We start from the raw sequence: 25,531 nt of genomic DNA, 5'->3' as shown, positions 1-25,531 counted from the left end.
CACCGCCCGGGGCGTGGACACCCCGAGGAAGGCCCGACGCCGCATGATCCTGCTCCTGTCGACGTCCGACACCGACCTGCTCAGCGCCCGCGCTTCCAACGGCCCGGTTCCCTACCGCTACGCCAACCCCGCCCGCCTCCCCCTCCAGGACCTCCCGGAGCTCCTGCACGGCGCCGACCTGGTGGTCGTCCGCCTCCTCGGCGGCGTACGGGCCTGGCAGGAGGGGCTCGACCAGGTGCTCGCCACCGGCCGCCCGGTCGTCGTGCTCACCGGCGAACAGGCCCCCGACGCCCAGCTGATGGCCGCCTCCACCGTCCCCGTCGGCATCGCCGCCGAGGCCCACGCCTACCTGGCCCACGGCGGCCCCGCCAACCTGGACCAGCTCGCCCGCTTCCTCTCCGACACCGTGCTGCTCACCGGCCACGGATTCGAACCGCCCGCCCCCGCCCCCTCCTGGGGCCCGCTGGAGCGCACCGCCCACCGCACCGACGGACCCGTCGTCGCCGTGCTCTACTACCGCGCCCACCACATGAGCGGCAACACCGCCTTCGTCGAGGCTCTCTGCCGGGCCGTCGAGGAGGCGGGCGGCCGCCCGCTGCCGCTGTACGTCGCCTCGCTGCGCAGCCCCGAGCCCGAACTCATCGAGGCGCTCGGCACCGCCGACGCGATCGTGACGACCGTCCTCGCCGCGGGCGGCACCCGCCCGGCCGAGGCATCGGCGGGCGGCGACGACGAGTCCTGGGACGCGGGCGTCCTCAGCGGCCTCGACGTCCCCATCCTCCAGGCGCTCTGCCTCACCGGCTCGCGCACCGACTGGGAGGACAACGACGAGGGCGTCTCCCCGCTCGACGCCGCCAGCCAGATCGCGGTGCCCGAGTTCGACGGCCGCCTGATCACCGTCCCCTTCTCCTTCAAGGAGATCGACGAGGACGGACTGCCCGCGTACGTCGCCGACACCGAACGCGCCGCCCGCGTCGCCGGGATCGCCGTGCGCCACGCCCGGCTGCGCCACATCCCGGCCGCCGAGAAGCGGATCGCGCTGGTGCTGTCCGCGTACCCGACCAAGCACTCCCGGATCGGCAACGCCGTCGGGCTCGACACCCCCGCCAGTGCCGTCGCCCTGCTGCGCCGGCTCCGCGGGGCGGGCTACGACTTCGGTACGGAGGAGATCCCCGGCCTGGTCTCGGGCGACGGCGACGAGCTGATCCGCGCGCTGATCGAGGCGGGCGGCCACGACCAGGAGTGGCTCACCGAGGAACAGCTGGCCCGCAACCCCGTCCGCATTCCGGCCGCCGACTACCGGCGCTGGTACGCGGCGCTCCCGGCCGAGCTGCGCGAGGCCGTGGAGGAGCACTGGGGCCCCGCCCCGGGCGAGATGTTCGTGGACCGGTCGAGCAACCCGGAGGGCGACATCGTGCTCGCCGCCCTGCGGTTCGGCAATCTCCTGATCCTGATCCAGCCGCCGCGCGGCTTCGGCGAGAACCCGATCGCGATCTACCACGACCCGGACCTGCCGCCCTCGCACCACTACCTGGCCGCCTACCGCTGGATCGCCGCCCGCGCCGACGACAACGGCTTCGGCGCCGACGCGATGATCCACCTCGGCAAGCACGGCAACCTGGAGTGGCTGCCCGGCAAGAACGCCGGACTCTCCGCCGCCTGCGGCCCCGACGCCGCGCTCGGCGACCTCCCGCTGGTCTACCCGTTCCTGGTCAACGACCCGGGCGAGGGCACCCAGGCCAAGCGCCGGGTGCACGCCACCCTCGTCGACCACCTGGTGCCGCCGATGGCACGGGCCGACAGCTACGGGGACATCGCCCGGCTCGAACAGCTCCTGGACGAGCACGCCCAGATCGCCGCGATGGACCCGGCGAAGCTCCCGGCGATCCGCGCCCAGATCTGGACCCTGATCCAGGCCGCCAAGCTCGACCACGACCTCGGCGTGGCGGACCGCCCGGAGGACGAGGGCTTCGACGACTTCATCATGCATCTGGACGGCTGGCTCTGCGAGATCAAGGACGTCCAGATCCGCGACGGCCTCCATGTCCTCGGCGGCGCCCCGCAGGGTCCGGACCGGGTCAACCTCGTCCTCGCGATCCTGCGGGCCCGTCAGATCTGGGGCGGGACCGCCTCGCTGCCGGGGCTGCGCGAGGCGCTCGGGCTCGACGAGTCCGCCGCGACCAGGGTCACCGCCGACGAGGCCGAGGAGCGGGCCCGCGCGCTGGTCCAGGCGATGGAGGACGCCGACTGGTCGCCCGACGCGGTCGCCGAGGTGGCGGCCGGGCACCCGGCGGCCGTCGCCGACATCCTCGCCTTCGCGGCCCGCGAGGTCGTGCCGAGGCTGGCCGCCACCACCGCCGAACTCGACCACGCCCTGCACGCGCTGGACGGCGGGTTCGTGCCGGCCGGCCCCTCCGGCTCCCCGCTCCGCGGCCTGGTCAACGTCCTGCCGACCGGCCGCAACTTCTACTCCGTCGACCCCAAGGCCGTACCCTCGCGCCTCGCCTGGGAGACCGGCCAGGCCCTGGCCGACTCGCTGCTGGAGCGCTACCGCAACGACAACGGCGACTGGCCCACCTCGGTCGGCCTCTCCCTGTGGGGCACCAGCGCCATGCGGACCGCCGGCGACGACGTGGCGGAGGCGTTCGCCCTGCTCGGCGTGCGGCCCGTGTGGGACGACGCCTCGCGCCGGGTCACCGGACTGGAGGCGATCCCGCCCGCCGAACTGGGCCGCCCCCGCATCGACGTGACGCTCCGTATCAGCGGTTTCTTCCGCGACGCCTTCCCGCACACCATCGGCCTCCTGGACGACGCGGTCCGGCTCGTCGCCTCCCTGGACGAGCCCGCCGAGCAGAACCACGTACGCGCCCACACGCAGGCCGACCTGGCCGCGCACGGCGACGAACGCCGCGCCACCACCCGTATCTTCGGCTCCCGCCCCGGTACGTACGGGGCCGGTCTGCTCCAGCTGATCGACTCCCGCGACTGGCGCACCGACGCGGACCTCGCCGAGGTCTACACGGTGTGGGGCGGCTACGCCTACGGGCGCGAGCTGGACGGCCGGCCGGCCCGGGAGGAGATGGAGACGGCGTACAAGCGCATCGCGGTCGCGGCGAAGAACACCGACACCCGCGAGCACGACATCGCCGACTCCGACGACTACTTCCAGTACCACGGCGGCATGGTGGCCACCGTCCGGGCGCTCCGGGGCACCGCCCCGGAGGCGTACATCGGTGACTCCACCCGCCCCGAGACGGTCCGCACCCGCACCCTGGTCGAGGAGACCTCCCGGGTCTTCCGGGCCCGGGTGGTGAACCCCAAGTGGATCGAGGCGATGCGGCGCCACGGCTACAAGGGCGCCTTCGAGCTGGCCGCCACCGTCGACTACCTCTTCGGCTACGACGCCACGACCGGTGTGGTCGCCGACTGGATGTACGACAAGCTCACCGAGACGTACGTCCTGGACCCGGTGAACCGCGAGTTCCTCCAGCAGGCCAACCCCTGGGCCCTGCACGGCATCGCGGAACGCCTGCTGGAGGCGGAGTCGCGCGGCATGTGGGCCGAGCCCGACCCGGCGGTCCTCGAAGCGCTGCGCCAGGCGTACCTGGAGACCGAGGGCAGCCTGGAGGGCGAGGACTGAGCGGGCGCCGGGCCGCCCTCCGGCGGCCCGGCCGGACCTGCCCCGGACGGAACGGAATCGCCCCTTCCGATCCGGGGCATAGTGTCGCCCGTCGCGTGGAAGCGATCTTGGTATGACCGAAAGCAACAGTCCTTACATCTCCGTGCCCCGGATCGTCGTCCTGGGGGTGCAGCGCACCGACCCGCCCTTCCGCCTGGTGGAGATCGACGGCGAGGTCGCCGGCGAGGCGACCTCGATGCTGGATGTGCTCACCCTCGCCTCGGCCTACGGGATCCATGTCCACGACCTCGACGATCCCGGTGTGGTGCGCTGGGTGGGCGGCGACAAGCTCACCTGGCGGGCGCACTGAACACCGGCGGACGGTGCCGGAGACGGTCCTCTGCCGCCTCGAACTCTTCTTCCTCGTACTGACGTTTCACTGACGTTTCGCTGACGCCCCGGCGCGGCCCCGCCGTACCGGGGCCGTACCTGGGCCAACGGCCGGGCGGCCTCAGGCCAGCGACGCCGCGTGCTCCGGATCGATGGCGTGCGCGAAAGGCACGTCATGTATAAAGCGTCGGAGTTCGTCGAGCACAAGCTCTCCGAGACGATGACGTTCGGCCCCCAGGGCACCACCGATGTGGGGTGTCAGGACCACGTTGGGAAGGGTGAACAGTGGCGAGTCATGGGCGGGAGGCTCCGGGTGCGTGACATCGAGCACGGCGGTGAGGTCGGGCCTGGCGCGCAGGACCTCCGCCGCGGCGGCCTCGTCGACGAGCGCGCCGCGCGCGGTGTTGACCAGGGTCGCCCCCGGGGGCATGGAGGCCAGCAGCCGGGCCCCGACCATGCCGCGGGTCCCGGGCAGCAACGGGGCGTGCAGGCTGACGACATGGCTGGTGGCGAACAGTTCCTCGACGTCGACCAGCCGGACACCGGCCTCCCGCGCGGCCCCGGGGGAGGCGATCGGATCGGTGGCCAGGACCTCGATGTCGAACCGGCCCAGATGGGCGGCGACCAGCCGGCCGATGTGCCCGAGTCCGAGCAGGCCCACGCGTGAGCGGTAGGCGCCCGGCACCCGGGGATCGGACGGGAAGCGGCGGCTGCTCGCCATCTCCCGGGTGAGGCGGTGGGCGTGCTTCAGCCCGAGCAGGACCTGGGCGAGGGTGAACTCCGCCACCGGTACGGCGTTGGCCGCGGCGGCGGAGACGATCGGAATCCCGCGCGCCCAGAACTCGGGCGTGGTCAGGTGCTTCACCGAACCGGCGGCGACCAGGACCGCCCGCAGCCGGGGCGCGCGCGACAGGAGGGCGGCGTCGAGCACGGGCGCGCCCCAGCCCGTGAGCAGGATCTCGACCTCGCGCAACGCCTCCGAGGCGGCTTCGAGCTGCTGCCGCGTCAGGGGCGGTCCCTGCAGCCGGGTGAGACCTCCGATCGCGGTCAGGACCTCGGGCGGATAGACGTCCGCCCTGCGTCCCTCCTCCATGACCAGCAGGGCGGTCGGTCGGTGGGCCGGCTCGTTCATGGCGATGTGCTCCTCGGCTCTGCGCGGCCGGGCCGTCGGTCGGCCGGTCCGCGACCCTGATCGGGTGCGTGGGGAAATGTCTGACCGGATGGGGAAGATTGGCGTGGCTTGTTTATTGCCATGGCTGATGGGTGTGGAGCACGATACATCGGATGACTGAAAAGTCCTCGGGGGAGGCTGGAACATCCGATCCCTGTGGTCGTCGCACTGCTCGCGGCGGTACGCGGTCGGATCCCGGCAGGAGATCGTTGCCTGGGGCAGTTAAATTCCCACGTCATGAGGTACTTTCGCGGAAGGCTCGGTCCACCGTGCATGCCTCGTGTCGCTGTCGGGTGGTCGCGAGTCCGTCCGGGCGGAGGTGCGTTCATCTTCGCGAGACTTTGCATTCATCGGACTATTGACCACGGGATTCGGACCCCGTTAGCGTCCGAGCAAGCGCTTTCCAGGCCAGCTGTGATGCGGCGAAAACAGGAGTTGTCATGCAGAGATCGCGGTGGATCGGTGCGGGTGTCCTCGCTTCGGCACTCGTCCTCACCGGCTGTAGTTCCGGGCCTGCGGGAGTGAACGCCAAGCAGGACCCGAAGGCACCGCTCGAACTGTGGACCCGGACGACACCGGGAGGACCGGGGGAGCAGGGCGCGCTCCGGCTCGCCGCCGCCTTCGAGAAGTCCACCGGCTTCAAGGTCGAGGTCACGGCGATCTTCGACGACTTCGAGACCAAGCTCCAGCAGCGCGCCGCGCAGAAGAACCTCCCCGACATCGTCCTGAACGACGTGACCCAGCTCGGCGCCATGCACAGCCAGGGCCTGCTGAGGGAGATCGACCTGGCCAAGCTGAAGAGCGGCAAGGACGTCGTCGCCCAGGGGCTGGACTCCGGCAAGAGCGTGGACGGCAAGCAGTTCGGCCTGCCGTACTCGGCCCAGGCCTCCGCCCTCCTCATCCGCAAGGACTGGCGCGAGAAGCTGAAGCTGGACGTCCCGCAGAGCTGGGACGACTTCGCCGCCATGGCCGAGGCGTTCACCACCAAGGACCCCGACGGCGACGGCAAGAACAACACGTACGGCCTCGCCGCCCCGCTCTCCACCAAGCGCGGATACGCCTCCTGGTACTTCTCCAACTTCCTCTGGGCGGCGGGCGGGGACTTCATCACCGACGCCGGTGACGGGAAGTACAAGCCCGCGATGACCACGAAGGAATCGGTCCAGGCCGTGCAGTGGTTCCGCGACCTCGGCTGCAAGAAGAAGGCCATCCAGCCCGGCGCCGTCACCATGGAGACCCCGCCCACCAACGAGACCTTCGAGGCCGGCCGGACCGGCATGTTCGTCGTCGGCCCGTACCTGCTGCCCCGCTTCGACGAGACCCTCGGCAAGGACAAGTACGAGGTCGTCCCGATGCCCAAGGGACCGAAGGACGCCACCGTGCTCGCCGAGGGCGGCTCCGTCTACCTGATGGCCGGCTCCGGGAACACGGCGGGCCAGGACGCCTTCGCCGACTTCGCGCTCTCCGCCGAGGGCCAGAAGACCGGGATGGAGGGCGAGACCGGCTTCACCGTCCAGCTGCCCGTCAACAAGACGGTCGACATCGCCCAGGTCCGCCCCGACCCGCGCTGGAAGACCTACGCGGACATCTACCAGAGCTCCGGCCGCTACGCGCCGTCCATCCCGAACTGGACCCCGGTGCGGCAGACCACCGCCGACGCCGTCAACGCCCTGATGGCCGACTGCGGCCTGGACACCGCCACCAAGCTCAAGGCGCTGGACAAGCAGCTCGCCGACATCCTCAAGGAACAGGGAATCGCCGCGTCATGAGTCTCGACCAGGCGGGCCCGGCCACCCTCCCGGAGGCCGGGCCCACCTCCCGGAAGCCCGGCCGCACGGCCGGCGGGGCCGCCGGCCGCAGCGGGCACAGCCGCCGGGGCGGCCGCTGGTGGACCCCGTGGCTGTTCCTGGCCCCGGCCCTGCTGCTCTTCCTGTACTTCAAGTTCATCCCCATGGTCAGCGCCCTGACCATGTCCTTCCAGGACGTCCAGCCCTACCTCGGCAACAAGTGGGTCGGCACCGACAACTACGCCACCGTGCTCCAGTCCGACGGCTTCCGCGAGGCCGCCTGGCACACCGTGGTCCTGGCCGCCGGACAGACCGCCGGATCGATGGCACTCGGCCTGGTGCTCGCCCTGCTCATGGAGGGCCAGGGACGGCGGCTCGGATTCATCCGCTCCGCGGCGTTCCTCCCGGTGGTGGTGCCCATCGCGGTCGTCGCCGAACTCTGGCGGATCATGTACCACCCCAGCTCGGACGGGATGCTCAACTCCCTCCTCGGCCTGGTGGGACTCGGCCCCTCCGGATTCATCAACGACCCGGACTCCTCGATGGCCTCCATCATGGTCACCGGCATCTGGCGGGGCGCCCCCTACGACATGATGATCTTCCTCGCCGGTCTGACCGGGGTGGACCGCGGCCTGTACGAGGCCGCGAAGGTCGACGGCGCCTCCCGGTTCCAGCGGGTCTGGCACGTCACGGTGCCCGGACTGCGCTCGGTCTTCTCGATCCTGTTCATCCTCGCCGCGATCCGCGGACTGCGGGTGTTCACCGAGGTGTTCCTGCTCACCAACGGCGGACCCGACGGGTCCACCGAAGTCGTGATGACCCTGATCTACAAGCTTGGGCTGGAGCAGAACCGGCTCGGCGTCGGCGCGGCGGGAGCCGTCCTGCTGTTCCTCGCGACGCTGGTCCTCACAGTCGTCGTCCACCTGCTGCGACGGAGAGAGAGCAAATGAACGGGCCGACCGAGACCGCGCTGGGCCTGACCGAGAGCCGCAGCCCCGGCGGGCGGATCCTGAAGGCCGTCACCTACCTGCTCGTCCTGGTCGTCTTCGCCGGGCCGCTGCTCGCCCTGCTCGTCAGCGCCTTCAGCCAGGTCAAGGACCCGACCCAGCTGAGCGTCATCCCCTCCGGCGCCACCCTGGACAACTTCAAGGTCGCCTTCGACCAGGGCGTGCTCGGGTACCTGCTGAACTCCTTCTTCGTGGTCGGTTTCGGGCTGCTGCTCCAGGTCGCCGTCTCCGTCCTCGCCGGATACGCCCTGGCCCGCAAGGTCTTCCCCGGGATGACCCTGGTGCTGGTCGGCATCCTGGCCACGCTGATGCTGCCCGAGGAGATCCTGGCCCTGCCGCTCTCGGTGATCCTCTCCGACCTGCCGGTCGTCCACTTCAACCTCATCGGCACCCTCGCCGGAATGATTGTCCCGCTCGGTGCCTGGGGATTCTCCATCCTGGTGATGACCGAGTTCATGAAGGACGTACCCCGGGAGCTGGAAGAGGCCGCCCGGATCGACGGCGCCGGTGATCTGCGGATCTTCGCGCAGATCATCCTCCCGATGTGCAAGCCCGCGCTCGGTGTCATCGGAGTCTTCGGCTTCACCATGATCTGGGACCAGTACCTGCTGCCCCTCCTGGTCTCCACCGACTCCTCCTCGTACACCCTCCCGCTGGCGCTGCGCACCCTGCGGATCGACCCCGCCGTCACGCCCGGTGTGGTGATGGCCGCCTCCCTGCTGGCCCTGCTGCCCTCCGTGATCGTCTTCCTCTTCTTCCAGCGCTCCTTCGTGCACGGACTGGCCTCCGGCGCCCTGAAGGGCTGACCGGGCGGACCGCCCGCCCCGACCACCCCGTACCACCCGCCCCGCTGCCAAGGAACGATGCCCATGACCCCGAGCGCCGCGACCCCCGACACCACCTGGTTCACCACCGACCGGTTCGGCATGTTCGTCCACTGGGGCCTGTACGCGCTGCCCGCCCGGCACGAATGGGTCAAGAACCGGGAGAAGCTGACCGACGAGCAGTACCAGGTCTACTTCGACCACTTCGACCCCGACCGCTACGACCCCGTCCAGTGGGCCAGGACCGCCAGGGCGGCCGGCATGCGGTACGTCGTACTGACCACCAAGCACCACGACGGCTTCTGCCTCTGGGACAGCGCCCTCACCGAGTACAAGGTCACCAACACCCCCCACGGCCGCGACCTCGTCGGCCCCTTCGTCGAGGCGTGCCGCGCCGAGGGGCTCAAGGTCGGCTTCTACTACTCCCTCATCGACTGGCACCACCCGTCCTTCCCCGTGGACGGCACCCACCCGCAGCGCGACGACGAGGAGTTCAAGGCGGCCCACGCCGACCGCGACATCCGCGACTACCAGCGCTATCTGCACGGCCAGGTCCGCGAACTGCTGACCTCCTTCGGACGGGTCGACTACCTCTTCTTCGACTTCTCCTACGAAGGCCGCACCTGGTGGGGCGGCAAGGGACCGGCCGACTGGGACTCCGCCAGGCTGCTGGAGACCGTCCGCGAACTCCAGCCGCACATCCTGGTCAACGACCGCACCGGCCTGCCCGGCGACTTCATCACCCCCGAGCAGTACCAGCCCTCCGGCCCCATGACCAAGGACGGCCGCCCCGTCCTGTGGGAGGCCTGCCAGACCCTCAACGGTAGCTGGGGATACGACCGCGACAACCTCGACCACAAGAGCGCCGACCTGCTGATCCGGATGCTCGTCGACGGCGTCTCCAAGGACGGCAACCTGCTCCTCAACGTCGGCCCCACCGGGCGCGGCGACCTCGAACCCCGGGCCGTCGCCGTACTCGAATCGATCGGCCGCTGGATGGACCTGCACGAACGCGCGGTGCGCGGCTGCGGCCCCTCCTCGTACACCGCGCCCCCCGAGTGCCGCTACACCCAGCGCGGCGACCGGCTCTACGTCCATCTGTTCGCCTGGCCGCTGCGCCATCTGCACCTGCCCGGACTCGCCGGCCGGGTCCGCTACGCCCAACTGCTCAACGACGCCTCGGAGATCGTCCGGGTCCACATCGACCCCGACCGGCCCGCGCAGAACACCGAGATGGGCGGCCAGCCCGCCGGCACGCTCACGCTCGAAATCCCCGTCCAGCGTCCCGACACCCCCGTACCCGTCATCGAGCTGTTCCTGAACGCCCCGGCCGAACCGGCCGCCGGCTGACACCGGACCGGCCCGCGCACCACCACCACGCTCACGGAGGCACCATGCAACGCCGCACGTTCCTCATGGGTACCGGGGCGGCCCTCGCCGTCACCGCCACCGGCCTGTCCGCCGCGCAGGCGAACGCGTCCCCGGCCCCGGCCACCGTCGCCTCGCTGGACGAACTCCAGGCCGCGATCGACCGGGCGGGGCCGGGCGACCGCATCGTCCTGGCCGACGGCCGGTACACCGTCCCGTCCGGCCGGCCGATCACCGTCCGGAACAAGCGGGGCACCGCGCGCGCCCCCCTCACCATCACCGCCAGGACCCCCGGCGGCGCCGTCCTCGACGGCGAACAGGGCTTCGTCCTCGACGCCTCCAGCCACATCACGATCAGCGGCTTCTCCTTCCGCCAGAGCACCACGCTGGACCTCCCGCCGAACTGCTCGCACATCAGGCTCAGCCGCAACGACTTCCAGCTCGCCGACATCGAGGGCCTGCACTGGCTGATGGTGCGCGCGGACGACAGCACCATCGACCACAACCACTTCCACGGAAAGTCCACCCTCGGCATCTACCTCGGCGTCGAGGGAGCCGGTACGGAGGAGATGGCGCAGCGCGTCCACATCTTCCGCAACCACTTCTCCGACCACACCTTCCCCGGTGACAACGGCGGCGAGCCGATCCGGCTCGGCGTCAGCCCCCGCGCCCTGTCCAGCGCCCGCGCGGTCGTCGAGTACAACCTGTTCGAGCGCGCCAACGGCGACCCCGAGGCCATCTCGGTCAAGAGCTCGGACAACGTCATCCGGCACAACACCATCCGCGACAGCTTCGGCGGCATCGTGCTGCGCCACGGCAACCGCAACCGGGTGGAGGCCAACCACCTCCTCTCCGGCACCGAGGGCGTGCGGATCTACGGCAACGACCACGTGATCGTCAACAACCACCTCTCCGGCCTGGCCGGACGGGCCATGGTGATCGGCAGCGGTTCGGAACGCGACCACCTGCCCGGCGAGACCCCCGAGGCGCGGCGCGGCAACGACGCGCCCGACCGGATCCTCATCGCGTACAACACCCTGGTGGGCAACGCGGGCACCCTCTCCGGCGAGAGCCACCGCCCGCACGAGCCGCGCGACGTGACCGTCGCGGACAACCTGTTCGTCGCGGACTCGGGCGCACTGGTCGAGATGGCGAACACCGTACGGTTCACCTGGACCGGCAACATCCTGTGGGGCGCGGCCGGCGACGGGAACATCCCGGCCGACGGCTTCACCCGCGTCGACCCGAAGCTGGTGACGGGAGCGGACGGGGTCGCCCGGCTCGCCCCGGACAGCCCGGCCATCGGCGCGGGCACCCTGCGCAAGCCGCCCGTCACCCACGACATCGACGGCGACCCGCGCGGCCGCTCCCGGGACGTCGGCGCCGACCAGTACGCCCGGCGTGCGCCCCGCACCCCGCCGCTCACCCCGGCCGACGTGGGCCCGCTGGCCCGCTGACCCGCCCGGCACCGCACCTCCGGTCCGTCCCGGTCCCAGGCCGGGCGGACCGGCCCCGGAGCACCCCGTCCCACTCGTCGCGACAGGAGACACCATGCAACGACGCACGTTCCTCAGGGGATCCGCGGTGGCGGCGCTCGCCGCCGTCCCCCTCGGCACCTCGATGTCTCTCGAGGCCTCGGCGGCCGACAAGCCCGTCAGCACACTGGCCGAGCTCCAGAGCGCCATCAACGCCGCCGCCCCCGGCGACCGGATCATCCTCGCCGACGGCACGTACACCGTCCCCGCCGGCGGGGCGATCAACGTCTCCGGCAAGAACGGCACCAGCGCCGCGCCCATCACCATCGTCTCCAAGAGCCGCGGCGGCGCGGTCCTCAAGGGCGAACGGAGCTTCGTCCTCGCCAATTCGAGCAACATCACCATCAGCGGCTTCGCCTTCCGGCAGAGCACCACGCTGGAGATCCCGGTGACCTGTTCCGCGATCCGGCTGACCCGCAACGACTTCCAGCACGCGGACGCGGGCGACCCGTACTGGGTCGTCGTACGGGCCAACGACACGAAGATCGACCGGAACCACTTCCACAACAAGACGACCACGGGCATCTTCCTGATCGTCGACGGCCCCGGCTCGACCGACATGGCCCAGAAGACCCACATCTTCCGGAACTACTTCTCCGACCACAGCTTTGCCGGGGACAACGGCGGCGAGTGCATCCGCCTCGGTGTCAGCGGGCGGGCCCTGTCCGCCGCGAACGCGGTCGTCGAGTACAACCTGTTCGAGCGCGCCAACGGCGACCCCGAGGCCGTCTCGGTGAAGTCCTCCGGCAACACCATCCGCTACAACACCATCCGCGACAGCCGCGGCGGGATCGTGCTGCGCCACGGCAACGGCTCCCGGGTCGAGGGCAACCACCTGATCGGCGGCGAGGCTGGCATCCGGCTCTACGGCAACGACCACCTGATCGTCAACAACTACCTGGCCGGGCTGTCCGAGCGGGCCCTGGTCGTCGGCAGCGGCACCACCCGTGACCACAACGCGGGCGAGACACAGGACGAGCGCCGTGGGAACGACGCCGTCGACCGCGCCGTCATCGTGCACAACACCCTCTACAACAACGCCGGTTCGCTCTCCGGCGAGACCCGGACGTACGAGCCCCGGGACGTGGTGATCGCCGACAACCTGATCGTCGGCGCCGCCGGCAGCCTGGTCTCGATGGGGACGACCACCAACTTCACCTGGCAGACCAACATGCTGTGGGGCGCGGCGGCCGACGGCAACATCCCGGCCGCGGGCTTCACCCGCGCCGACCCGAAGCTGGTGACGGGCGCGGACGGTGTGGCCCGGCTGTCGGCGGGCAGCCCGGCGATCGGCGCGGCCACCCTGACCGGGACGTCGGTGCCCGACGACATCGACGGCGACCCGCGCGGCGGCAAGCGCGACATCGGCGCGGACCAGTACTCCACCGCGGCCGCCCTCCGGCACCCCCTCACCAGCGCGGACGTCGGGCCGAACGCGACGTGAACCGTGATGCCCGCAGCGGCCCGCCCACCCCGGGCGGGCCGCCCGCGCCCCTGATCACCCCGGGGATCTGCTCGGTCACCTTCCGCCGGCTGCCCGTCGACGAGGTCGCCCGCCTGGCCGCGGACGCCGGGCTGGCGGCGGTCGAGTGGGGGGCCGACGTGCACGCCCCGCCAGGCGCCCCCGACGCCGTCCGCGCCGCCCGCGACGCGGCCGGACGGCACGGGCTGCGGTGCTGCTCGTACGGCTCCTATTTCCGGGCCGCGCCGGGCGGCCCGGCCGGACCGGACGACGGCTTCGCCCCGGTCGCCCGCGCGGCGGTGCTCCTCGGTGCGCCCCGGGTGCGGGTCTGGGCGGGCGCCACCGGCTCGCGGGAGGCCACCGCGGAGCAGCGGGCCGCGACCGTGGCCGCCCTGCGGGAGGCCGCCCGCACCGGCGCCGACCACGGGCTCGAACTCGGGCTGGAATTCCACGGCAACACCCTCACCGACACCGTCGCCTCCACCCTCCGGCTGTTGGAGGAGGTGGGCGCCGACAACCTCCGCACCTACTGGCAGCCGCCGCAGAACGCCCCCGACGAACAGGCGCTGGACGGGCTCGCCGCCCTGGGCGACCGGGTCGGCGCGATCCACGTCTTCTCGTGGTGGCCCGGCAACCAGCGGCTGCCGCTGGCGGACCGCCAGGACCTGTGGACCCGCGTCTTCGACCTGCTCGGCCGACGGGGCGTCCCGCTGGAGGCGCTGCTGGAATTCGTGCCCGGCGACGACCCCGCCGTACTGGCGCGCGAGGCGGATACGCTGCGACGCGCGGCGGACCGGCACTGAGCCACGCTCCCTTCGACCCCGACCTGGACGGCGAGAACATGCACATCAAGGACACGGACACCCTGCTCTTCATCGGTGACTCCATCACCGACGCCGGACGCGACCGCACCGACCCGGCGTCGCTCGGCAACGGATACGTCCAGGAGATCGCCCGCACCCTGGGCGGGCGCCCGGACGCCGGGGCGGGCCCCACCGTCATCAACCGGGGCATCAGCGGCCACCGGGTCTACGACCTCGAACCCCGCTGGACCACCGATGTCGTCGAGCACCGGCCCGACGTGGTCACGGTCAAGATCGGCATCAATGACACCTGGCGCCGCTACGACCAGCAACTCCTCAGCCCTGTCGACGAGTTCGAGAGCTGCCTCGACGGACTGCTCACCCGGGTCGAGCGGGAGACCTCCGCACGGCTCGTCGTCGTCACCCCGTTCCTGCTGCCGGTCGCCCCGGAACAGGAGGAGTGGTTCGAGGACCTGACGCCCCGTACGGAAGCGGTGCTGCGGGCCGCGCGCGCCCATGACGCCCTGCTGGTCCGCGCGGATCTGGTGCTGCCCCGCGCCGCCGGGGACAAGGAGGCGACGGAGCTGGCCCGGGACGGCGTCCACCCGAGCCCGCTCGGCCACCGGCTGATCGCCGACGCCTGGCTCGCGGAGGTCGATGCCGCCTCCTGACGGGTGGCGGCCGGTCGACGGGGGAGCGCGCCGCGCTCCTCGACCGGCCGCCCCGGGGCGCGCCCGGCGGGGATCAGGGCCGGGGCTCGTCGTCCTCCGCCGCGCGCTCGCCCTCGGCCTGGGACGGCTGGGTGCGCAGAGTGGCGGGGTGGCGCTCCTCGGCCGGGTCGCGGTCCTCGTCCAGCCGCTCGCCCTCGGCCTGGGACGGGGTCGAGTACTCGATGTTCTTGTCCATGGCCGCCTCCGTGATCGGACTGCGTGCCTACAGGTCGAGCCTAGCGCGGGTGTTCCCGCACTTGTCTATTGGTTGTGCGATCAATAGCATCGGGTCCGTGCCGCGCCGACGGGCCGGGCGACCGGGGATCCGTGCCCGGATCGGTCACCATGTCCCAGAACGCCGAGCACCACCACAAGGCGGCGGACGGGCGGTGACGGGGGAGCCGGCCGCTCCGCGCCGCCCACCGATCCGCCGGCCCCAAGGAGTCCGTACGTGTACCCCGGCCTCGTTCTGCTCAACGCCCGCCTGCTGGATGTCGTCACCGGCGAACCGCTCCCGCAGACCGCCCTCGCCGTGACCGGCGGACGGATCTCCGTACTCGGCGACGACCGGAGCGTCCACGCCCTCGCCGGGCCGGCGACCACGGTGATCGACCTGAGGCGCGCCGTGGTGACCCCGGGGCTGGTCGACGGGCACATCCACCCCGTCATGGGCGCCGAACTCGCCCAGGGCCTGGACCTCTCCGGCTGCACCACCCTCGACGAGGTGCGCGAAGCCCTGGCCCGGGAGGCGCGCTCGCTGGCGCCCGGGGCGTGGCTGCGCGCCCACGGCCTGGACCCGAACGTCTTCGGCGACCTGCCCATGGCCTCCGCCTCCATCGGGCCGGTCCTGGACGGCGTCCCGGCCCTCCTGATGCTCTTCGACGCCCACTCCATGCTGGCCAGCCCCCGGGCACTGGAACTGGCGGGCATCGACGGCCCGCGCCGCTTCGAGCAGTCCGCAGAGATCGTCTGCGACGAGGCGGGCCGCCCCACGGGCCTGCTCCTGGAGGACGCCGCCTTCGAACCGGTCGAACGGGTGGCGCCGCAGCCCTCCCCGGCCGAGCGGCGCGCCCGCGTCGCCGAGGCCCTGCGCGAAGTGGCCGCCTCCGGGCTCACCGGCGGCCACGCCATGGACGCCAACGGCGACAGCCTGTCGCTCTACGCGGCGCTCGACGACGCCGGAGAGCTGCCGCTGCGCCTCAGGATCGCCCCCTGGTGCCAGCCCGGGGCCGACCACGAGGCCGTGGCCGGGATCGTCGGCCGGCAGGGCACCGGCGGACGGCTGTGGCAGGTGGCCGGTGTCAAGCTCTTCATGGACGGCACCATCGACAACGGCACCGCCTGGCTGGAGCGGCCCGACTGCCACGGCGAGTCCACCCATGCCTTCTGGCCCGACCCGGAGGCCTTCACCGCCGTCATCGGCCAGTTCCACCGGGCCGGGGTGCCCACCGCCACCCACGCCATCGGCGACGCCGCCGTACGCCATGTCCTGGACGCGGTCGCGGCGGCGGCCGGTACGGGCACGCGCACCGTACGGCACCGGATCGAGCACATCGAGACGGTCCCCGACGACACCCTGCGCCGCTTCGCCGGGCTCGGCGTCGTCGCGTCCATGCAGCCCACGCACTGCTGCGACTTCACCCGCGCCGACCACACCGACAACTGGTCCCGGCGGCTCGGCGAGGAGCGTGCCTCGCGCGCCTGGCGCTGCCGCGACCTCTGGGAGTCGGGCGCCACCGTCGTCCTCGGCTCCGACTGGCCCGTGGCGCCCTACCCCCCGCTCACGGTGATGGCCGGGGCCCGCCACCGCCGCCCCTCCCGCGACCTCACCCGCCCCCCGCACGGCCCGGAGCAGGCCCTCACCGCCCTCCAGGCGCTCCAGGGCATGACGCTCAACCCGGCCCGTGCCGCGGGCGAGGAGCACGAGTCCGGACGGCTGGCCCCCGGCTACCGCGCCGACCTCACCGTCTTCGCCGAGAACCCCCTCACCACCCCCGCGACGGACCTGGCGGGCCTGCCCGTCCTGCTCACCGTGGTCGACGGGCGCCCCACCCACCGCGACACCGGCCTCTGAGCGCGCGGGCGGTGGCGCGGTGATCGGTACGCTGTGCTGCCCCCGCCACGGGGCGGGGCGGAACAGGGGTGGGACATGCACAGACGTATCGCCGTGCTCGCCGCGGCGGGAGCGGTCGGCGTCACCGTCGCGGTGACACCGGCCGCGCATGCGGAAGGCCGCGGTGACATCCGGATCACCAGGACCGTCGTCAACGACGGCGAGAGCGTGATCGTCGGGATCAAGAACATCAAGCGGTTCCCGGTCACCATGACGATCAAGGACGACTCGGGGGTGAAGAAGGTCGATCACGTGTCCGCGTTCAACGCGAAGAACGCCCACGGCCCGGTGTCGCACCTCGGGACGACCTGCCGGAAGAGCAGCGCGACGACCTCGGTGTGCACGGCGACGATGGAGATCGACCCGGCCTGGATCGACCCCTACGGCAGCGGCAACAGGGGCTGGAACGCCAACGACGTCGCGGGGGAGTGGCAGGTGAACGCCACGGTCCGGGCCAACGACGGCGACTACTGGATCTCGGACCGCATCGCCCTGTTCAAGGTGAAGCGCGCCGCGACCCTGACCACCGACGCCACGCCCGAACCGGTGCGCAAGGGCGGCACGCTCACCGTCACGGGCAAGCTGTCCCGGGCCAACTGGACGGACCTGAAGTACCACGCGTACACCAAGCAGGTGGTCAAGCTCCAGTACAAGAAGCCCGGCGGCCGCTACAGCACGGTGAAGACCGCGACCACCGACAGCAGGGGCCACCTCCGTGCGACGGTGCGGGCCACGGCCTCGGGCAGCTGGCGCTGGGCCTTCCTCGGTACCGCCACGACCATGAAGGTCGTCTCGACGGGTGACGCCGTCACGGTGAAGTGACCGCGCGGCGGGCCGGGGGACCGGCCCGCCGTCAGGGCTCGATCGTCAGCACCTCGTCCACGGCCCGGCGCGGCGTGGACGGACCCGTGGGGCCGTAGCCGAGGCGCAGGAGCATCTGCGGATGCCCCGTGCCGAGGACCGGGTCGCGCAGCAGGCGGCGCAGTTCCGGCCATTCGAGGGGCTGGGTCGCGAACGAGGCGACGAGCCCGTGCGCCACCGCGGTCAGCAGCACGCGCTCCAGTGCCTGACCGGCCCGCAGCCAGTCCGCCGGGCGGTCGCGCGAGGTGCGCAGCAGGGCGAGCTGCGGCCTGTCCTCGAACAGGGCGTGGGCCCGGCCCGGGACGGGCTCGGTGCCCGCGAAATCCCGGTTCAGCGCCCGGCCCGACGCGTCGGTGGGGCCGAAGGCGTAGTCCGGGACACCGTCCACCGGGACCCGGGCCTCGGTGTTCCGGGTCCAGTAGCGCTGCTCCGCCTCCCGCGCCGGGTCCGACAGGTCGAGTGCCTCGGCGTCCCGGATCAGCACGAGCACGCCCTCCAGATCGTCCGCCGGCAGGAACGCGAACGAGACGTCCTCCCGGCGGGCCGCCTCGGCGAGGAGGGCCCGGACGTCGTCGGGGACCACCCGGTCGTCGAACGGATAGCGGCTGGTACGGCGCAGCCGGATCGCCGGATGCAGCGCGGCGAGCGCCACGTCCCCCGGATCCCCGGCCCGGACCGGGTCCAGGCGGACCGTCGCCAACAGCTCCGGCTCGGCCGGGCGCGGGAACGGCGTGGTCACCGCCGTGAGCCCCCGGTGGGCCGCCGAGACCCGGAGGTTCAGCAGCGCCGCCCCGCACCCCACGTGCAGACCGCGCGTGGACGGATCGGCCTCGGGCATCTCACGGCCGAACTCCGCCCGCAGCGCGAGCGTCCGGCTGGAGCGCCGGAACAGGAACCGCCAGGGCTGGGCGTTGTGCATCGACGGGGCCGCGACGGCATCGCCGACCAGCTCCCGCAGCATGGTGTCGTCGACCGGCCGCACCGGCATCCCAGACCTCCCACGACACGGCACAGGGGTGTCCTTCCACCCTCCCACGTCCGGCCCGCCCCGGCCGGGTGTCCCTCACTCCGCGCGCTCGACGAGGTACGGGAACAGCGCCAGGATCTCGCCGAGCGCGGCCGGGGCGAGCGCAAGGCTCTCCAGCTCGCGGCGCGCGTCGTCCAGCTGCCGGTGCGCCTCGGCCAGGGCGGCGGCGCGGCCCCCCGCCTCCTCGGCCAGCCCGGCCGCCCGGCGGGCGTCGGCGGCACCGAGCGGCTCCCCGGCACCGAGCAGCGCGGCCAGCCGGCCGGCGGCGGGGTGGTCCGAGGCCAGCGCCGCGAGGACCGGGTACGTCTTCTTCAGCCGCCGCAGATCGCTGTGCACCGGCTTGCCCGTGACCTCGGGGTCGCCCCAGGCGCCGAGCAGGTCGTCCGCCACCTGGAACGCCACCCCGAGGTGCCGGCCCGCCCGGCACAGCGCGTCCGCCGTCGCGGCCGGGGCCCCGGCGAGCACCGCGCCCAGGCCCGCCGCGCAGCCGAGCAGCGCCCCGGTCTTGTGCTCCGCCATCCACCGGTACTCGTGCGGCTGGACCGCCTCGGGGCCGAGCCACGGCCGGGACTCGAAGAGCAGGTCGTCGGCCTGGCCCCGGACCAGGTCGGCCAGGGTCGAGGCGAGCAGCCGGACCGCGGACGCGCTGTGCTCCGCGGGTGCCTCGGCGAGGGTCTGCACGGCCAGCGCGAAGAGCGCGTCGCCCGCGAGGATCGCCGGGCCGGTGCCGTACTCCTTCCACACGGTGGCCCGCTGCCTGCGGGTCTCGTCGCCGTCCATGATGTCGTCGTGGAGGAGCGAGAAGACATGGACCAGCTCCACCGCGACCGCGCCGGGCACCGCGTCCCGCGCCGGTGCCCCGGCGGCCTCGGCGCCGAGCAGGGTGAGGGCCTGGCGGATGCCCTTGCCCTGCGAACCCGGGGCCGGGGTGCCGTCCACCCGCTCCCAGCCGAACGAGAAGGCGGCCATCTCCGCGTGCCACGGATGCAGCCGGTTCACGGCCCGCACCAGCGCCGGGCGGACCTGCTCGCGGCGGCGGGAGAGGACCTCCACCACGGGGACCTGCCGGGTCGTGGGCGATGCGGTCATCGTCGTCAGCCCTCCTGGGTGGTGCCGGCCGGTGTCACGCCGAGTTCGGCGTACGCCTTGTCGACCATCTCGCGGGCGTTGAGCAGCCCGATCCGGTCGAGGGTGCGGCGCAGCCCGTCCAGGTCCGCCGCGGTCTCCGCCCGGTCCCGGCCGAGCCGGGCCAGCGACTTGACCAGGCCGAGCCGGGCCAGCGCCTCGCCCCTGGGCTCGGTCATCGCGCGGAACTCCTCCAGCGCCCCGGCGTAGCCGTCCCGCGCCTCCTCGTAACGCCCGGCCCGGAACAGGACGTTGGCGCGCATCTTGTGGTTGTAGGCGAGCGCGCTGGACAGCTTCATCTCGCGGCAGGCCGTCTCCGCCTCCGCGAGGAGGGCCAGGGCCCGCTCCGGGTCGTCCCGCAGCGAGACGATGTCGGCCATTCCGCGCAGCGCCCAGGCCCGGCCCCGCCGGTCGTCCGCGTTCCCGGCGAGCTCGGCCGCCTCCTCGAACATGGCCAGGGCGGTGTCGAGCGAGCCGGTGTTGCGGTGGATCTGGGCTATGCCCTCCAGCGCCCACACGGTGTGGCGCGCCTCGCCGCGTGCCCGCGCCTCGGCCAGCAGTTGTTCGTGCAGCTCCGCGACCTTCCGGTAGTCGCCCTGGATGCGTCCGGTCTCCGCGAGGCCCGCCAGGGAGTAGCCACGGGCGACGATGTCGCCGCCGCGCTTGCCCATGTCGGCCGCGAGACCCAGCAGCCGGAAGGCCAGCCGGAGTTCACCGCGCTGCCGGGCCAGGGTGCCGCCGCTCCACAGCGCCCAGGCCATCGCCCCGAGGTCCTCGGCCGAACGGGCGGAGCGGTAACTGGCCTTCCAGGCCCGGTCGGCCTCGGCCACATTGCCGAGCCTGCGGTGCGCCTCGGCGACCGCGAGCCCGCACCGGGCCACCTCCTGCCGCGACCCGGAGCGCTCGGCCTCCTCCAAGTGGCGTATGCCTTCGGCGAGTACGTCGGTGAGGGAGGAGTTCACGGACATCTTGGTGAGGGCGCCCTGGTACTCGGGCGCCAGTGCCTTGCTCTGCATGGGGGCCTTCCTGCACGGCCGGATCGTGACGGAAGGCAACTATGCACTCTATGTATACATGAAGCGCATAGTTGCCCCGTGGTCTGGCCTGGTGACTCGTGGGGATCGGGCGCACCGTAGTGCTTGTGCTGCAGGTGGTGCGGGCGGAGCGGATGCTGCTGGTGTTGCCGGTGGTGCGCCGCCTTGTTGTTGATCAAGACGACACCCGTGCCCCGAAGGTTGCTCCGTGCTCAACAGAAGTCGACTTCCGTGCACCGGTGGGGCGCGGACCGTCCGGTGGCGCGCCCCCGGTGCCTTCTGGCTAAGCTCGACGGGGGGCCCGGTACTGGACGGAGACTCCGATGAGGACGTTCTACGAACCGCGTGACGCGCCCCCGCGCCTCGCCACCGGCGCGTTCATCCTGAACTCGGGCCTGGGCAAGCTGAAGGCCGACGCCGAGACGGCCCAGGGGCTGCACGGCATGGCCTGCGTCGCCTACCCGTTCCTGGAGCGGATCGGGCCCGAGCGGTTCACCCGGCTGCTCGCCTGGTCGGAGATCACGGTCGGCACGGCGCTGCTCGCCCCGTGCGTACCCACCCGACTGGCCGGACTGGCGCTGACCGGATTCTCCGGCGGCCTGGTCGGGCTGTACCTACGGGTTCCCGGGATGCGGGAGCCCGGAAGCCTCCGGCCCACCCAGGACGGCATCCCCCTGGCCAAGGACTTCTGGATGCTCGGCATCGGCCTGGGTTTCCTGGGCGCCGGGTCCTGCTGCCGCAGGGGGGTCCGCACACCCAAGGAGCGATCATGAACGAGTCCGACGAACTCCGCAGTCGAGTGCAGCAGTTGAGGGCCAAGGCGAAGGACCTGAACGCCGAGGCCGAGCGTGCCACCGACCCCGAGAAGCGCCGCCGCCTGAAGGAGAAGGCCAACCGGATCGCATCGGAGAGCGAGCAGGTCAGCGGCATGGCGAGCGGGGACATCTACCCCATGAAGTAGCCCCGTCCGGCAGCGTCCGGGACAGGGGCCGAGGCCCGGCGCCCGTACGGCGCTTCCCGTACGGGCGCCGGGGCGCGGGCGGGGAATGCCCGCGCCCCGTACGCGTTGGACCATGGTGTGAGCTCCCTGATCGCATCCACCCGGTTCTCCGTGCTCGACCGCTCCCGCGTCCGCGAGGGCCATGACCCCGGCCAGGCGCTGCGCGACACGGTGCGCCTGGCCCAGGAGGCCGAAAGGCTCGGCTACGACCGGTTCTGGGTCTCCGAGCACCACGGCGTACCGGGTGTCGCCGGATCGGCGCCGACCGTGCTCGCCGCGGCGGTGGCGGCCGCCACGCACACCATCCGGGTCGGGACCGGCGGTGTGATGCTGCCCAACCACCGGCCCCTCGTGGTGGCCGAGCAGTTCGGCGTGCTGGAGTCGCTGTTCCCCGGCCGGATCGACCTGGGCGTCGGCCGCTCGGTGGGCTTCACCGACGGCATCCGGCGGGCGCTCGGCCAGGACCGGTCGGCCGCCGACGGCTTCGCCGGACAGCTCGACGAACTCCTCGGCTGGCTGGACGGCACCCAGCGGGCCCATCCGCAGGTCCACGCCCTGCCCGCCGAAGGGCTGCGCATCCCCCCGTTCGTGCTCGCCACCGGCGAGGGCGCGGGCATCGCGGCCCGGGCGGGCCTTCCCCTGGTGATCGGCGACCTCCGGGGCCGGGAGAAACTGCTCGCCGCCGTCGAACGCTACCGGCGGGAATTCCGCCCCTCGGTCCGGGCCGCGGAACCCTACGTGATCGTGGCGGGCACGGTGGCGCTCGCCGGGACCACCGAGGAGGCCCGGCGCATCCTCGTCCCGGAGGCGTGGTCCATGGCGTACTCCCGGACCCACGGCGTCTTCCCGCCGCTCGCCCCCGCCGAGCGGATCGAGGAACGGACCATGACGGACAAGGAGCGCCGGCTCTACGAGAGGGGCCTGCGCGGCCACCTCCACGGCACGGAGGACGAGGTCGCCGAGCAGTTGGAGACCGTCATCGGACGGACCGGCGCCGACGAAGTACTCGTCACGACCAGCACGTACGACCGCGCCGCCCTGCTCGACTCCCTGCGCCGGCTGGCCCGGGTCGCGCGGCTCACCCCCCGTCCGGACGGGCCCTAACGGTTCAACAGGGCCTCGGCGATGGTGGTCTGGGCCGGGTCCAGGGTCCTCTTGCCGTCCTCGACGTCCCACAGCGCGTTCTGCAGGACCCGGCCCAGCGTCCAGCCGGTCGCCCGCTGCCGGTCCAGGCCGAGCACCTCGGTCAGCTGGTCGAAGCGGCGGAGCACGGTGCCGGTCACGTCGCCGGTCGCCTCCGCCTCGGCCCAGCGGTTGGACAGGGCCGGGAGCAGGTCGAACCCGGGGTCGCCGGAGAGGGGTTCGGGGTCGATGGCGAGCCAGGGCTCCCGCTCGCCCGCCAGGACGTTGTCGTAATGCAGGTCCCAGTGCAGCAGCCGGTCCCCGGGCTCCGCGAGGAGGTCGGAGACCGCCGAGGCGCAGGTGCGCAGCAGCTGTTGTCCGGCGCGGTCGTGGAGCATCGGCACGGCACGCGGTGTTCCGTCCACCAGCGCCGAGCCCACCTCGGCCAGGGTGCGGATCCCCGGCGGCGCGGCCACCGCGACCAGCCGGGCCAGCAGCTCGGCGAGGATCTGGACGGCGGTCACGTCGTCGGCCACGCCCGACAACGGCCGGTCCGAGTCCAGCCGTTCGAGCAGCATCGTGCCGCTGCCCTCGTCGTGGTCGAGCAGCCGCACCACTCCGTCGCCGTTCCACACCCGCAGCCCCGTGACGGCCCCGGCGTTGTCCTCCGTGACCTGCTGGAGCTTCAGCACGGCGGGCATGCCGTCCGCGCGGGTCACCGGCAGCACCAACGAGGCCATGCCGTGCGCCGGGGCACCGTCCGGCCGCAGGGCCCAGCGGTCCAGGAACTCCGCCCCCAGCGCGGGCAGCCCGGCCAGCCAGGCACGGCCGGACTCACCCCCGCTCGCACTGTACGAAGCGATGAAGGCGGCGGGCACGTCGAAGGGCATGCGGCCCACCCTAAGGGGTGGCGTCGCGGCCGAGGCGTGTCGATGGCCCGGGAGCGGCCCGTCGGCCGCCAAGGTGAGTCCATGAAGAGCGCTGACCTTTTGACCGACGCGTTCAACCGCGTCCAGGAGACCGTGCATTCGGCGGTCGAGGACCTGTCCCTCACCGACCTCCATGCCCGGCTCGGCGGCCGGGCGAACTCGATCGCCTGGCTGGTATGGCATCTCACCCGGGTCCAGGACGACCACGTCGCGGATGCGGCGGGCATCGAACAGGTCTGGTTCCGGGACGACTGGGTCGGCCGGTTCCGCCTGCCCTTCGCGGGCGAGGCCACCGGCTACGGACACACCAGCGCGGACGTCTCCGCGCTCCGGGTCGATTCGGGCGAACTGCTCCTCGGCTACTACGACGCCGTCCACGAACAGACCCTCGACTTCGTGAGCGAACTGGACGGCCGCACCCTGAACGAGATCGTCGACGAATCCTGGTCGCCGCCGGTCACCCTCGGCGTACGGCTGATCAGCGTCATCTCGGACGATCTCCAGCACGCCGGCCAGGCGGCCTTCGTCCGGGGCCTGCTGGGACACGGATAGCGCCGGCCGCCCCGGGGCCCGGAAAACCGGATGAGAACCGGACACGGGCGGTGATGGGATGGCGCGATGCGAATCGATGTGCCGACAGCCGTGGACCGGGGCCGCTACCCTGCGGCGAGAACGCCGTGGGAGCGGGACGAGTGGCGGGCGGACTTCCTGGGCTGGGCGGAGCACGCCCTCGCCGCCCACGGGCTGCGGGAGACCGGGCCCCGGGAGGTACGGCTGCGGCCGTGGTCCGTACTGGTCCGGATGACCGTCGGGAGCGGCCGCGCCGTCTGGTTCAAGGCCAACCCGCCCGGCAGCGCCTTCGAGGCGGGGCTCACCGAGGCCCTGGCCCGCTGGGTGCCGGGCCGGGTGCTCACCCCGCTCGCCGTGGACGAGGACCGGGGCTGGGTGCTCCTCCCGGAGGGCGGCACGCTCTTCCGGGACGCGCTCGACGCGGCCACCGGTGCCGCCGCCGACCCCCGCGCCTGGGAGGAGCCGCTGCGCCAGTACGCGGCGGTGCAGCGCGCACTCGTCCCGCACACCGGCGAGATCGCGGCGCTCGGAGTGCCCCGTGCCCCCGCCACCGTGCTCCCGGACCTCTTCGACCGGGCCGTACGGCACAACACCGCACTGGAGCCCGAGGAGCGGCGGACGCTGGAGGAGCTGCGGCCCCGGCTCGTCGGCTGGTGCGAGGAGCTCGCCGCGACGGGCATCACCGACACCCTCGACCACGGCGATCTCCACGACTGTCAGCTCTTCGCACCGGAACAGGGCCGCTACACCTTCTTCGACTGGGGCGACGCGCTGATCGGCCACCCCTTCCACAGCTTCCTCATCCCGGCCCGCGACGCCCGCGAACGGTTCGGCCCCGAAGCCCTGCTCCGGCTGCGGGACGCGTATCTGGAGGCGTGGACGGGCGACGGGCACACCCGGGCCGAGCTGCGGCGGGCGCTGAGCCTGGCCTGGCGGCTCGGGGCGATCGGCCGGGCGGGCGCCTGGGGCCGGCTCTTCCCCGGCACGGCCGACGACCTCGGCGGGGCCGGTGACCCGGAGGGCGCCTACTGGCTGCGTGAACTCGCCGCCGAACCGCCGCTGTAGTCCGCCGCC

The 25,531-nt window shown here is 72.6% G+C and carries 23 protein-coding genes; 17 read left to right on the top strand and 6 right to left on the bottom strand.

Features of this window, described 5'->3' with window-relative positions:
- Positions 1–43: 43 nt before the first annotated feature.
- Together cobN and ACIQGQ_RS27580 are read left to right on the top strand one after the other, a co-directional pair.
- Complete coding sequence (gene cobN, locus ACIQGQ_RS27585) at positions 44–3,640, top strand: cobaltochelatase subunit CobN (RefSeq protein ID WP_402400333.1); 3,597 nt, start codon at positions 44–46, stop codon at positions 3,638–3,640.
- A gap of 112 nt (positions 3,641–3,752) precedes the next feature.
- Positions 3,753–3,989: a hypothetical protein gene (locus tag ACIQGQ_RS27580; protein WP_402400331.1), complete on the top strand. Its 237-nt coding sequence runs from the start codon at positions 3,753–3,755 to the stop codon at positions 3,987–3,989.
- 141 nt (positions 3,990–4,130) lie between these two features.
- Here ACIQGQ_RS27580 and ACIQGQ_RS27575 read toward each other — a convergent pair whose 3' ends face one another.
- On the bottom strand, positions 4,131–5,141 hold the full coding sequence (locus ACIQGQ_RS27575; protein ID WP_402400328.1) for a hydroxyacid dehydrogenase: 1,011 nt from the start codon (positions 5,139–5,141) through the stop codon (positions 4,131–4,133).
- Between the two features lie 479 nt (positions 5,142–5,620).
- Here ACIQGQ_RS27575 and ACIQGQ_RS27570 point away from each other — a divergent pair, with 479 nt between their 5' ends.
- The 8 genes from ACIQGQ_RS27570 to ACIQGQ_RS27535 all read left to right on the top strand — a co-directional run bounded on the left by ACIQGQ_RS27570 (position 5,621) and on the right by ACIQGQ_RS27535 (position 14,637).
- Positions 5,621–6,949 carry an extracellular solute-binding protein gene (locus ACIQGQ_RS27570; RefSeq protein ID WP_402400325.1) on the top strand — a complete coding sequence of 443 codons (1,329 nt, stop codon included), beginning with the start codon at positions 5,621–5,623 and terminating at the stop codon, positions 6,947–6,949.
- Positions 6,946–7,917, top strand: coding sequence for a carbohydrate ABC transporter permease (locus ACIQGQ_RS27565; protein WP_402400322.1), 972 nt, complete (start codon positions 6,946–6,948; stop codon positions 7,915–7,917). Before ACIQGQ_RS27570 ends, ACIQGQ_RS27565 begins: the two co-directional genes overlap by 4 nt.
- Complete coding sequence (locus tag ACIQGQ_RS27560; protein WP_402400319.1) at positions 7,914–8,780, top strand: carbohydrate ABC transporter permease; 867 nt, start codon at positions 7,914–7,916, stop codon at positions 8,778–8,780. The genes ACIQGQ_RS27565 and ACIQGQ_RS27560 overlap by 4 nt, the downstream gene beginning before the upstream one ends.
- A gap of 63 nt (positions 8,781–8,843) precedes the next feature.
- Positions 8,844–10,148: an alpha-L-fucosidase gene (locus tag ACIQGQ_RS27555; protein WP_402400316.1), complete on the top strand. Its 1,305-nt coding sequence runs from the start codon at positions 8,844–8,846 to the stop codon at positions 10,146–10,148.
- A 44-nt stretch (positions 10,149–10,192) separates the two neighbouring features.
- Positions 10,193–11,623 carry a chondroitinase-B domain-containing protein gene (locus ACIQGQ_RS27550; protein ID WP_402400313.1) on the top strand — a complete coding sequence of 477 codons (1,431 nt, stop codon included), beginning with the start codon at positions 10,193–10,195 and terminating at the stop codon, positions 11,621–11,623.
- A gap of 94 nt (positions 11,624–11,717) precedes the next feature.
- A complete protein-coding gene (locus ACIQGQ_RS27545) occupies positions 11,718–13,145 on the top strand; it encodes a polysaccharide lyase 6 family protein (protein WP_402400310.1) in 1,428 nt (475 codons plus the stop codon).
- A complete protein-coding gene (locus tag ACIQGQ_RS27540) occupies positions 13,142–13,966 on the top strand; it encodes a sugar phosphate isomerase/epimerase family protein (RefSeq protein WP_402400308.1) in 825 nt (274 codons plus the stop codon). Before ACIQGQ_RS27545 ends, ACIQGQ_RS27540 begins: the two co-directional genes overlap by 4 nt.
- A gap of 38 nt (positions 13,967–14,004) precedes the next feature.
- Positions 14,005–14,637 carry an SGNH/GDSL hydrolase family protein gene (locus ACIQGQ_RS27535; RefSeq protein WP_402400305.1) on the top strand — a complete coding sequence of 211 codons (633 nt, stop codon included), beginning with the start codon at positions 14,005–14,007 and terminating at the stop codon, positions 14,635–14,637.
- A gap of 73 nt (positions 14,638–14,710) precedes the next feature.
- Here the strand turns inward: ACIQGQ_RS27535 and ACIQGQ_RS27530 are convergent, their stop codons facing one another.
- Positions 14,711–14,872 (bottom strand): hypothetical protein, encoded by a 162-nt coding sequence (locus ACIQGQ_RS27530; RefSeq protein WP_366293968.1) that lies wholly within the window; start codon positions 14,870–14,872, stop codon positions 14,711–14,713.
- 255 nt (positions 14,873–15,127) lie between these two features.
- Between ACIQGQ_RS27530 and ACIQGQ_RS27525 the strand changes: the two genes are divergently transcribed.
- Both ACIQGQ_RS27525 and ACIQGQ_RS27520 read left to right on the top strand, forming a co-directional pair.
- The gene (locus ACIQGQ_RS27525) at positions 15,128–16,750 is read left to right on the top strand and encodes an amidohydrolase (protein WP_402400302.1); all 1,623 of its coding nucleotides are present in this window, start codon (positions 15,128–15,130) and stop codon (positions 16,748–16,750) included.
- Between the two features lie 75 nt (positions 16,751–16,825).
- A complete protein-coding gene (locus ACIQGQ_RS27520; RefSeq protein WP_402400299.1) occupies positions 16,826–17,611 on the top strand; it encodes a hypothetical protein in 786 nt (261 codons plus the stop codon).
- Between the two features lie 31 nt (positions 17,612–17,642).
- Here the strand turns inward: ACIQGQ_RS27520 and ACIQGQ_RS27515 are convergent, their stop codons facing one another.
- The 3 genes from ACIQGQ_RS27515 to ACIQGQ_RS27505 form a co-directional block, all read right to left on the bottom strand.
- Positions 17,643–18,638 carry an Acg family FMN-binding oxidoreductase gene (locus ACIQGQ_RS27515; RefSeq protein ID WP_402400296.1) on the bottom strand — a complete coding sequence of 332 codons (996 nt, stop codon included), beginning with the start codon at positions 18,636–18,638 and terminating at the stop codon, positions 17,643–17,645.
- 75 nt (positions 18,639–18,713) lie between these two features.
- The gene (locus ACIQGQ_RS27510) at positions 18,714–19,766 is read right to left on the bottom strand and encodes a polyprenyl synthetase family protein (protein WP_402400293.1); all 1,053 of its coding nucleotides are present in this window, start codon (positions 19,764–19,766) and stop codon (positions 18,714–18,716) included.
- Between the two features lie 5 nt (positions 19,767–19,771).
- The gene (locus ACIQGQ_RS27505; protein ID WP_402400290.1) at positions 19,772–20,818 is read right to left on the bottom strand and encodes a tetratricopeptide repeat protein; all 1,047 of its coding nucleotides are present in this window, start codon (positions 20,816–20,818) and stop codon (positions 19,772–19,774) included.
- A 341-nt stretch (positions 20,819–21,159) separates the two neighbouring features.
- Here ACIQGQ_RS27505 and ACIQGQ_RS27500 point away from each other — a divergent pair, with 341 nt between their 5' ends.
- From ACIQGQ_RS27500 to ACIQGQ_RS27490, 3 genes are all read left to right on the top strand, one after another.
- Entirely contained in the window at positions 21,160–21,609 is a 450-nt protein-coding gene (locus tag ACIQGQ_RS27500; protein WP_402400287.1) for a hypothetical protein, read from the top strand.
- Positions 21,606–21,797: a DUF6381 family protein gene (locus ACIQGQ_RS27495; RefSeq protein WP_366293988.1), complete on the top strand. Its 192-nt coding sequence runs from the start codon at positions 21,606–21,608 to the stop codon at positions 21,795–21,797. Before ACIQGQ_RS27500 ends, ACIQGQ_RS27495 begins: the two co-directional genes overlap by 4 nt.
- A gap of 126 nt (positions 21,798–21,923) precedes the next feature.
- Positions 21,924–22,940, top strand: coding sequence for an LLM class flavin-dependent oxidoreductase (locus tag ACIQGQ_RS27490; protein WP_402400643.1), 1,017 nt, complete (start codon positions 21,924–21,926; stop codon positions 22,938–22,940).
- Here ACIQGQ_RS27490 and ACIQGQ_RS27485 read toward each other — a convergent pair.
- Complete coding sequence (locus ACIQGQ_RS27485) at positions 22,937–23,848, bottom strand: aminoglycoside phosphotransferase family protein (protein WP_402400284.1); 912 nt, start codon at positions 23,846–23,848, stop codon at positions 22,937–22,939. The genes ACIQGQ_RS27490 and ACIQGQ_RS27485 overlap by 4 nt on opposite strands.
- A gap of 81 nt (positions 23,849–23,929) precedes the next feature.
- On the opposite strand from ACIQGQ_RS27485, the gene ACIQGQ_RS27480 reads away from it, so the two are divergent.
- Both ACIQGQ_RS27480 and ACIQGQ_RS27475 read left to right on the top strand, forming a co-directional pair.
- Positions 23,930–24,439, top strand: a complete 510-nt coding sequence (locus ACIQGQ_RS27480) for a DUF664 domain-containing protein (protein ID WP_402400281.1) — start codon at positions 23,930–23,932, stop codon at positions 24,437–24,439.
- 66 nt (positions 24,440–24,505) lie between these two features.
- Positions 24,506–25,522: a phosphotransferase gene (locus ACIQGQ_RS27475; protein WP_402400278.1), complete on the top strand. Its 1,017-nt coding sequence runs from the start codon at positions 24,506–24,508 to the stop codon at positions 25,520–25,522.
- Positions 25,523–25,531: the final 9 nt, after the last annotated feature.

Source organism: Streptomyces sp. NPDC092952 (assembly GCF_044754785.1).
In the GTDB taxonomy this organism is placed as follows: domain Bacteria; phylum Actinomycetota; class Actinomycetes; order Streptomycetales; family Streptomycetaceae; genus Streptomyces.
The sequence above is the reverse complement of the archived record's forward strand: the minus strand, read 5'-3'. Positions and strand labels throughout refer to the sequence as shown.